This window comes from Thermoflavimicrobium dichotomicum (genome assembly GCF_900114055.1).
Taxonomy (GTDB): Bacteria; Bacillota; Bacilli; order Thermoactinomycetales; family Thermoactinomycetaceae; genus Thermoflavimicrobium; species Thermoflavimicrobium dichotomicum.
The window spans coordinates 1-10,323 of the sequence record NZ_FORR01000038.1 but is presented as its reverse complement, the minus strand read 5'-3'; the positions used below and the strand labels follow the sequence as shown (position 1 = coordinate 10,323).

Annotated in this window: 7 protein-coding genes and 2 rRNA genes; 2 read left to right on the top strand and 7 right to left on the bottom strand. The window is 39.7% G+C overall.

The window, feature by feature from the left end; genetic code table 11:
- Positions 1-94: ribosomal RNA gene (locus BMZ78_RS17875) — 16S ribosomal RNA — on the bottom strand; the annotation flags it as partial.
- A 651-nt stretch (positions 95-745) separates the two neighbouring features.
- Here BMZ78_RS17875 and BMZ78_RS17870 point away from each other — a divergent pair.
- A complete protein-coding gene (locus tag BMZ78_RS17870) occupies positions 746-1,513 on the top strand; it encodes a sulfite exporter TauE/SafE family protein (RefSeq protein WP_093231751.1) in 768 nt (255 codons plus the stop codon).
- A 231-nt stretch (positions 1,514-1,744) separates the two neighbouring features.
- Here BMZ78_RS17870 and xylA read toward each other — a convergent pair whose 3' ends face one another.
- From xylA to BMZ78_RS17845, 5 genes are all read right to left on the bottom strand, one after another.
- Complete coding sequence (xylA, locus tag BMZ78_RS17865; RefSeq protein ID WP_093231750.1) at positions 1,745-3,064, bottom strand: xylose isomerase; 1,320 nt, start codon at positions 3,062-3,064, stop codon at positions 1,745-1,747.
- Between the two features lie 82 nt (positions 3,065-3,146).
- A complete protein-coding gene (locus BMZ78_RS17860) occupies positions 3,147-4,331 on the bottom strand; it encodes a sugar ABC transporter permease (RefSeq protein WP_093231749.1) in 1,185 nt (394 codons plus the stop codon).
- A 1-nt stretch (position 4,332) separates the two neighbouring features.
- Positions 4,333-5,844: a xylose ABC transporter ATP-binding protein gene (locus BMZ78_RS17855; protein WP_093231748.1), complete on the bottom strand. Its 1,512-nt coding sequence runs from the start codon at positions 5,842-5,844 to the stop codon at positions 4,333-4,335.
- 24 nt (positions 5,845-5,868) lie between these two features.
- Positions 5,869-6,897 carry a D-xylose ABC transporter substrate-binding protein gene (gene xylF / locus BMZ78_RS17850; RefSeq protein ID WP_425263952.1) on the bottom strand — a complete coding sequence of 343 codons (1,029 nt, stop codon included), beginning with the start codon at positions 6,895-6,897 and terminating at the stop codon, positions 5,869-5,871.
- Between the two features lie 282 nt (positions 6,898-7,179).
- Complete coding sequence (locus tag BMZ78_RS17845; protein WP_093231746.1) at positions 7,180-8,121, bottom strand: aminoimidazole riboside kinase; 942 nt, start codon at positions 8,119-8,121, stop codon at positions 7,180-7,182.
- A 417-nt stretch (positions 8,122-8,538) separates the two neighbouring features.
- On the opposite strand from BMZ78_RS17845, the gene BMZ78_RS17840 reads away from it, so the two are divergent.
- Positions 8,539-9,726, top strand: coding sequence for an ROK family transcriptional regulator (locus BMZ78_RS17840; protein ID WP_093231745.1), 1,188 nt, complete (start codon positions 8,539-8,541; stop codon positions 9,724-9,726).
- A 503-nt stretch (positions 9,727-10,229) separates the two neighbouring features.
- Here the strand turns inward: BMZ78_RS17840 and rrf are convergent.
- Positions 10,230-10,323: ribosomal RNA gene (rrf, locus tag BMZ78_RS17835) — 5S ribosomal RNA — on the bottom strand; the annotation flags it as partial.

The window sequence follows — 10,323 nt, the reverse complement described above, 5'->3', positions numbered from 1 at the left end:
AGGTTATTTCCCGAAGGAAATAACCCCGCTCGACTTGCATGTATTAGGCACGCCGCCAGCGTTCATCCTGAGCCAGGATCAAACTCTCCAAAAAAAGTTTGATTTGCTCTATCGAATCAACGAGGTCATGCTTCACTCTTCAGTTTTCAAGGAACACTTTTTGTCACTCGCTTTTTTTGAGCAGCGACATCTATTACTCTATCACATTTAATCCTTCATGTCAACATCTTTTTTATTCCAAGATCATCATATCTTTTTCTATATGTCGCATCAGCAACAGGGCCTATTTTACCATGCTTAAAACTATCTAGTCAATGATTTTATTCCATATGGTTCATTTTTTCAGATAAGAGACGATCTAAGCGATGAAAATAGAATCTACCCTATCTATTTACTCTCTCCTTTCTATTAGACAAGCATTTCCTTACAAAATGGGACAATCCTTTATATTCTACTAACTTTAAATTTATTTCAATTTCATTGCACACTTAAACAACGAAAATACATATGATGAATTCTTCTCTTTACCTTGCTACTTTGTAAATATTTCATATATAATTTTGTAATTATGGGAAATGATTTTATATACCCTCTTCAAATACTTGCCAGAGTTGTATCCATTCATTGGCTTTAACCCATCTTGGGATATATTACTTCCGCATCCATCAATAGAAAATGTTCGATCTCAGATTCGGCAAGATCCTGAAAAAATCCTTATATCTATTAAACAGGAGATGACATAGTAGTGGAAGATTTGAACTTATCCATCTTATTATTTCTGATCGTTTCCGGATTTATTGCTGCTTTTATCGACTCAGTTGTGGGAGGCGGAGGACTTATTTCCATTCCTGTCTTACTCGCAACAGGATTGCCACCATCTGTTGCCCTTGGAACAAACAAACTGGCAAGTACCATGGCATCCCTGACCAGCACAATATCTTTTATGAAGTCAGGGAAAATCCATTTCAAACTTACGTTATATCTCATGCCACTTTCTCTGCTTGGTTCAATCACAGGAGCTTATATCGTCAAACAGATCCCGCCTGATTTTCTTAAACCGATTATTGTCGCCTTATTAGTGATTGTTACCATTTTCACATTGATAAAAAAAGATTGGGGAACCCACTCTACTTTTAAAGGTTTATCGGTAAAATCTGCAACATTTATCGCTTTTGCTTCCTTGCTAATCGGTTTTTATGATGGCTTTATGGGCGGAGGAACAGGTTCATTCCTTCTATTTAGCTTTTTACTGATTGGATTTGACTTCGTAAAGGCGGCAGGAAATGCAAAAGTACTTAACTTTGCCAGCAATATTGCTGCTCTGGCCATGTTCATATATATGGATCAAGTTCACTACACATATGGTTTAGCCATGGGGATTTCCATGATCTTGGGTGCCTGGATGGGATCAAATATGGCCATCAAAAAAGGAAGTGCTTATGTCAAGATTTTATTTATTGCGATGACGATGATTTTAATCAGCAAACAAGTGTGGGACTTACTCCATGTTTAAAACGACTCTTTACATTATCAAACTACCGAAAATATGGATATGTGTCTCCTGCGCTTCGTGAAGCTTTCCTTCCTCCGTGAGGACTTCTGTACCATCACAGTCATTCCGCAAGGAACCTACACTTCCGCTTTATAGAAAACCATAAACACATACATAAGGGTGGCATCCATTCGTTGCCACCCTTCATTCATATGACCTGGTAAGACTATCAGGAGAACAGGTTGTTTTGTTTTATTCTACTTCCAAGATATATTGGTTCAATACGGACTTGAGATACTCTTGTCTTCCAGACTCCAACTCAAAGTCTTTTTTATCCAACACATAAGCTTCCAGTGAACGGAAATCGGCTTTTCCAGTTACAATATCGAGTCCAATGCCTTCTTTGTAACTGCGATAACGATGAGCAATGAAATCTTCAAAGACACGATCTTCCAGTAATTTATGTGCTACTTTTAATCCTCTTGCAAATGCATCCATTCCTGCGATATGAGCATGGAACAGATCTTCTGGATCAAGCGAAGCCCGTCTTACTTTTGCATCAAAATTGAGTACACCGTCGCCCAATCCGCCATTTAAAAGCACTTCATACATTGCTAATGTTGTTTCATAAATGTCTGTTGGGAATTCATCTGTATCCCATCCGAGCAACAGATCACCCTGGTTTGCATCAATAGAGCCAAACATTCCATTGATTCGGGCCACTCGCAGTTCATGTTGGAACGTATGTCCAGCGAGTGTAGCATGGTTGGCTTCAATATTAAATTTGAAGTGTTTTTCCAATCCATATTTGCGCAGGAAGGCAATCGTTGTTGCTACATCAAAATCATATTGGTGTTTGGTAGGCTCTTTTGGCTTCGGTTCAAGATAAAGATGTCCTGTAAAGCCAATCTCCTTTGCATAATTCACTGTCATTTGCAAGAAACGTGCCAGATTATCCAGTTCTAACGCCAAATCGGTATTTAACAGTGTTTCATAACCTTCCCGTCCACCCCACATTGTAAAACCAGTGGTGTTTAATTCTTTGGCTACATCTAATCCCTTTTTCACTTGTGCTGCAGCATAAGCGAACACATCTGCACTTGGACTGGTTGCTGCCCCATGAACAAAGCGCGGATGTTTAAACAGAGCAACTGTATTCCAAATGACTTTCGCTTTGCTTGTTTTCATATATTCCTTAACCAGCGCCACGATTTCATCCAGATTCTTATTCGTTTCACGCAGTGTTTCGCCTTCAGGAGCCATATCTCTATCATGGAATACAAAGAAAGGAACGCCCAGTTTTTCATAAAACTCGAATGACGCTTCAACACGTGCTTTGGCTAAATCCATTCCTTTAAATCGATCCCACGGCCTTACCAATGTTGGTTCACCAAACGGATCTGCTCCATTACCTGTAAACGTATGCCAATAGGAGACACAAAAACGCAAATGCTCTTCCATGGTTTTGTCTCCCACTTTTTCTTCGGGATTGTAATATTTAAAGGCTAGCGGATTTTTTGAATCTTTTCCCTCGTATTGGATCTTCTTTACATTCTTAAAATATTCAGCCATACTAGTTCCTCCTCTTTTTGATCATGGGTTATATAGGTTATAAGAAGGGCAGATTTCCGTATGAAAACGCAAATCAACCCGATTAAGCTTTTTTCTTTCGGCTTAAGATGTCCAATCCTACTGCCAATACCAAAATGACTCCTTTTACGATATATTGCCAGAACGTCTCCAATCCTAACAGTGACATACCATTATCCAGCGAAGTCATGACAAGCGCTCCAATCAGCGCCCCGAAAATGGTGCCACTTCCTCCCATTAATGACGTACCACCAATGACACAGGCAGCAATCGCATCTAATTCATACATCGTTCCAGCATTGGTTGTTGCAGAGCTTAGGCGAGAAGTTAGGATAATGGCTGCAACTGCTGCCAATAGCCCACTAAGTACAAACAAAATCATTGTACGTCTTTGAATCGGGATCCCGGATAAACGGGCGGCTTCTACATTTCCACCAATGGCGTAAACATGCCGACCAAACGACGTTTGATTCGCAATAAAATGAAACAGGAGCGCAAATAAAACGACAAAGATAAATGGGAAAGGAATACCAATGTAAGCATTCATTGTAAGCACAAATGCAATAATGATAACACTGAAGAAAACAATTTTTGCAATATCTATACTCATGGGTTGAACATCAAACCCATATTTCAGCCGGGATCTACGTTTATGCCAAACGCTGTAGGCAATTGCCGAAATGGCCAAGGCTGCTAAAAACAGACCAAATTCAGGTGTGAAATATGCATCACCGATCATCAAAAAAGCAGGATCCGAAACAGAAATGGTCGTTCCATTGGTCATTCCCAATAAAACACCGCGAAAGGCCATCATTCCACCCAATGTCACAATAAACGCGGGAATCGCTCCATAAGCAACTAGCCAACCTTGTAACAATCCGATCAATGCACCAGCTAAAAGTGTAATCAATATGACTGCCCATAAAGGCAAACCATAAGACGTACTTAAAACGGCAGCAATTCCTCCCGTTAAACCAACAAGCGAACCGACAGACAGGTCAATATGTCCAGCCACAATAATCAATACCATACCAATTGCCAGAATAGAAGTTACTGACATTTGTATAAACAGATTCGATAAGTTTCTTGGGGTTAAAAAGGTTTCATGTAACAGTCCAAACAAAAGCCAAATGATAATCAATGTACCTATCATGGTATAAGCGCGAATATCGATCTGGCCAATCAGCTGTTTGATTCCATTTGGCTTTTGAGTGACTTGGTCTTTGATCGCTCCTTCAGTTGAAGCCATTTTATTTCCCTCCCACCGCCGCCTGCATGATTTTTTCTTGGGTTGCTTCACGATGGTCTAACTCTTTGACAAACCTTCCTTCACTCATCACCAAGATCCGATCACTCATTCCCAAAACTTCCGGCAACTCCGATGAAACCATAATAATAGCTGTTCCCTGTTCGGCCAATTGGTTCATCAGATGATAAATTTCATATTTTGCTCCGACATCAATTCCACGTGTAGGCTCATCCAAAATCAGCACTTTTGGCTTTGTCATCAACCATTTTGCCAAAACCACTTTTTGCTGGTTTCCACCAGATAAAGAACCGACAGGTGTTTCTAGTGAAGGCGTTTTCGTTTTCAATTCTTTGGCATATTGCGTACTATGTTTGTAACCTTTTATTTCGTCAATAATCCCCCATTTACTGATTTGAGCAAGATTGGGAAGAATGGTATTATCATGGACACTCATTTCCAGAACCAGGCCATATCGTTTTCGATCCTCAGACACCAATGCAATCCCACTTTGAATCGCATCGCGAATCGACTTGATCTTTACTTGCTTTCCTTCAATCCACACTTCTCCTTCTTTTCGTCCTGGATAAGCACCAAACAGACTAAGCATCAGTTCTGTTCTTCCTGCTCCCATCAAACCTGCTATTCCCAAAATCTCGCCTTTTCGAACAGCAAAGCTGACATGATCAATCACTTTCTTATTCGCTTGTTCTTTATCCCATACCGTATAATTTTTCACTTCCAAAACAGTCTCTTTTGGTGTACGCTCTACTCGTGGATAATACTCCGTTAAATTTCTTCCGACCATCAAGGAGATAACGCGATCTTCATCCACATCTGTTTTTTGAAATGTACCAACTGTCTGCCCATCCCGTAACACTGTGATTTTATCAGCTAATCGAAATACTTCAGATAATTTGTGTGAAATGTAGATACAACTGACACCTTCTTTGCGCAATCGCTCCAAAATCCCCATTAATATATCCACTTCTGTTTCTGTTAGTGCAGCCGTTGGCTCATCTAAAATCAGAATCTCAGCATTTTTGGCCAGCGCTTTTGCAATTTCCACCAATTGCTGTTGACCGATTCCCAGTGTACCTACTTTTCGATGTGGAGAAATGTCCAGTCCGACTGCTTTTAACCACTTAGCTGCCTGATAATACATTTCATCCCAAGAAATAACCCCATATCTTGCTGGCTCTGTACCTAAAAATATATTTTCAGCGACACTCAACTCTTTTACCAGGGCCAGTTCCTGATGAATAATCGTAATCCCAGCCTTTTCCGCATCCTTAATATTGCGGAATTCTTTTTTCTCGCCAAGGATGCGGATCTCTCCTGAATATGTGCCTGCTGGATATAACCCACTTAATATTTTCATGAGTGTGGATTTTCCTGCCCCGTTTTCCCCACATAATGCATGGATTTCTCCTTTTTTCACTTTCAGGTTGACACGGTCAAGAGCCTTAACTCCGGGAAATTCTTTGGTGATATTCACCATTTCTAAGGCATACATCGATCCATCACCTATCTATTCCAATCACTTGGGCCATTGATCTTTCGGAACATTTTTATAAACTTCTTCCATCCGATGAAATCCATCACGAATGACTGTTTGTACCAAGTTGTCTTTTGTTACAACAACCGGTTCAAGAAAAACAGATGGAACATTGATTTTCCCATTATGCACTTTATTTTTCACTTCGATCTTTTCACCTTTTGCCAAAGCGACAGCCAATTCCGCTGCCTTTGAAGCAATGCTTTTGATCGGCTTGTATACAGTCATGGTCTGCTTACCTTCTGCAATTCTCTGACATGCAGCCAAATCTGCATCTTGGCCAGAAACAGGCACCTTTCCTACCAAGCCTTGTGCGGACAAGGCTTGAATCGCTCCACCAGCCACTCCATCGTTAGCAGCAACTACACCCTGTACATTGTTTTTATTCGCTGTCAGAGCATTTTCCATATTTTTCATAGCCTCTTCCGGCTTCCAGTCTTTCGTATATTGATCATATACGATCTTGATTTTTCCTTTTGATTCCTCTGCTTTCAGTACTTTCATAGCTCCTTCACGGAACAATTTGGCATTATTGTCTGTATCGGCTCCACCGAGATAAACCATATTTCCTTTTGATTCTTTTGCCATGTGATCAACAACTGCTTTCGCCTGCAATTCTCCCACTTTGACATTATCAAAAGTGACATATAGATCGACATCCGCATTCATGATCAAACGGTCATAGGCAATGACAGGGATTCCCTCTTTATGCGCCTTATTTACAATCGCTGCTGTAGTTTTGGAGTTATGTGGATTGACAACCAGCACATCCACTCCTTGAGAAATAAGCTGTTCCGCCTGGCTTAATTGCAGATTGTCATCTCCATTGGCTGATAATGTCTTTACATCTCCGCCTAATTCTTTCACTTTCTGTTCAAAAATCGCCTTATCTTTTTGCCAACGCTCTTCCCGAAGTGTATCCATCGAAAATCCGATCAAAATCTGATTGTCTTTTTTCTTGGCTTGCTTGGCTACTTCCTGACCCGTAATCAAGATTTTACAACCTGTCATGAGGGTACCAACTGTTATGGCCAACATGCCCATCTTTAAACGTCTTAACCACTTGTGCATCTCTCTCACCCCATCTTTAGCCACTCTCCCTCAATCCAATAACCGGAAATGATCGTTGTAACCGCTATTATGAAACGCTTACAATTAACCGCTTACAATTAATCGCTTACAATTATTCGATTATTTCTAATGTCCTGTTTATCATAACATACCAAACTTAGTTTGTCTATTGGTCGAACTAACTATTATCAATAAAATGATCAATATTTGTACATAATCTATTTATTTATGACCAAAAATCTCTTTAGCATATGGTAATGCAGTCATGGCTCCTTTTTTCGAAACAGCAAACGCACCTGATTGGCTCGCCACTTTACCAAAAGATTCAATTTCTTTGATTGTAAGTTCAGATAACCTTTGATCTGCTTCATTGATACAATAAAGCATGGCGGACATATATGCATCTCCTGCTCCTGTTGCATCTACGACTTCTACTGGGTGAGCTGGAATGTACAATTGTGTGTCCTGAAAAAATAAATAACTGCCTTTCGGACCACATGTAACAGCGACTAAAGAAATATTCCAGTTTTTTAATGCTTGAATGCCTTGCGACAAATCTTCTTCTCCAGTTAAAAAACAAAGTTCTTCATCTGACACTTTTAATAAGTCAACTTGTTTCATTTGATCCCATATCACTTGTTTTGCTCTTTGGGCATCTCCCCATAAATTTAGTCGAATGTTTGGATCAAACGAAATCAACATCCCATTTTTTCTGGCCAATGCTACTGCTTTTTGGGTAGCGGAGTATGCCGGTTCATGAATCAGTGAAATGGAGCCATAATGGAGGATCTTGTTTTTTTGAAACAATTCTTCTTGAATCTCATCTTCTTGTAAATATTGATCGGCACTTTTGGAGTTGTAAAATTCAAACTGACGGTCTCCATCTGCATCGTAACTTACAAATACGACTCCTGTTCGCTCCGCATCCGACAAATACAGATACCGTACATCCACTTGATTTTCTTCTAATGTTTCTTTTAAAAACTTACCTAACGAATCATTTCCTACCTTTCCTAAAAAAACACTCTTTCCTCCCAGTCTAGCGATTCCTACAGCGACATTGGCAGGTGCTCCTCCTGGACTTTTTTGCATGATTACATTATCCCGATTCAAGGGAATAAAATCGATTAGTGCTTCTCCTAAACAGACAACTCCTTTACGCATAACACTCTCTGCTACTGAAAACATAAACAAAAATATCCATGTCCATCTTTCCTGATTACATGTGTCAGATCGCACAGACAGCGGTGACGGTTTGGTAACACAGTCGCCAATTCCCGACTCAATGATCACTACATATGAGGTTTTGTCTCAAGATCTTCTCTTTCATCTTGGACATGGACTCTATGTTTCGTAGCAGACTTCCTCCTTTCCGTTTTGAGGGAATTTTTTATTTAACTCCTTGTGACATTTTTCTATATTTGACCCAACCGTGTTTGTTAAATGTACCTCCTTTTTATTATTTGAAAAATCATTATCTATTTCGTAGAATATACGAATACAACATTCTCGGCAAGACAAATAAAAAAATTTATATCTAAATCGAAAGACTAAAAAGTGACAATAAGGTGAGTGATTTCAGTGCCAATTACTGGAGATCAATACTTGGTAAAAAAAATTAACAAATCGATTGTTTTAGAAACAATCAAGCAAAAGCATCCGATTTCTCGAGCTCAAATTTCTGAACTAACCGGTCTAAATAAAGGAACAGTGTCCTCGATCGTTCAGGAATTAATCGAAGAAGAGTTCGTAAGTGAAATCGGCCCCGGCCGTTCCAGTGGTGGAAGAAGACCGGTGATGCTTTTGTATAATCAAAAAGCAGGCTTTGCGATTGGAATTGATCTGAATGTCAATTACCTGTTGACCGTTTTAACTGACCTACAAGGGAATATTGTCCTTGAGCAAAAAACATATTTAAATGATCGATCTCTTTCTTCGGTTGCCAAACAAATCATTCAGTCGATCCGATTGATAATGGACCAGGTTCCTAAAAGTCGACATGGCATCGTAGGCGTTGGAATTGGCATTCCAGGGCTATGTTCTGAAGATGGTACGATTCTTTTTGCACCAAATTTAGGATGGAGAGAAGTCGATCTAAAGCAAGCGCTTTCTTCCGAGTGTTCCCTCCCCATTTTCGTTTTAAATGAAGCTCATGCAGGAGCCATCGGCGAACATCTTCTAGGTGCTGGTAAAGGCGTGTCTGATCTCATTTATCTTAGTGTCGGAATTGGCATCGGCTCAGGAATTATCTTTAACAACACCTTATACAAAGGAAATTCTGGACTTGCAGGTGAAATTGGTCACTGCATCATCGTCCCAAACGGCAAGTTATGTCGATGTGGAAATCGAGGATGTTGGGAAGTCTATGCTTCTGAAATCGCTCTTTTAGAATATGCAAAAGCCCATTCACTCCTTTTGTCTTTACCCGAAGAAAAATGGAATATTGAGACGTTGATCGATTTGGCTAGTCAAGGACACCAAGAAGCCATTGAACTATTTCATGAGATCGGGCAATATCTCGGGATTGGTTTATGTAATATCATGCACGTATTCAATCCTGAACTGATTATTATTGGCAACCGTTTTGCGCAAGCAGAAAAGTGGATCACTTCACCCATTCATCAAGCAATTGAAAATAACTCTTTAGCATTTCATCGAAAAAAGGTAAGAATTCGCTTTGCTAACTTAGGAATTCATTCTTCAGCAATTGGTGCGGCTTCTCTAGCCATTACCCATTTCTTTTCCGATTTGAATGTTTCTATAAAATAACCAATGGGGATAGCTTTCATTGAACCCGCTTTATACCCATAACATAAAAAATTTCATATTCCTATTTCAAACCTTGACATCTCTATTTTCTGGATTAGTAATAAATTTTATTTCCATAGTTTGTAAATTAATATGATCGATTATATCGGTGTTTTTTTCAATATTACCCATAAATATATTTGACTAAAGCACCCAAATTCTTCCGCTGCTATTATCGGCAAGATGAATGGGTGCATCATACATGAAAAGGTGAATCTTCTTGGATGTGATCAAAAATAATAGATGGAAAGTCAAGATAGAAAAGCGAGGCAAAAAAGATGCTTTGATCGATGAAGATATTTTCGAGCTTCAAAAAGAGGGGCATTGATCGTTTAATTGCTTGCAACCGTGAATCTGCTCTCGTTTGGAATGAGTATTTGCGACTCTCTAAGGAATACTTTCTATGATCACATTTTTTAAACCAATAAAAAACCTCATCTTTCATTGAAAGATGAGGTCTCTCTGCCTGGCAACGACCTACTCTCCCAGGGGTCTTCACCCCAAGTACCATCGGCGCTGGAGGGCTTAACTTCCGTGTTCGGGATGGGAACGGGTGGG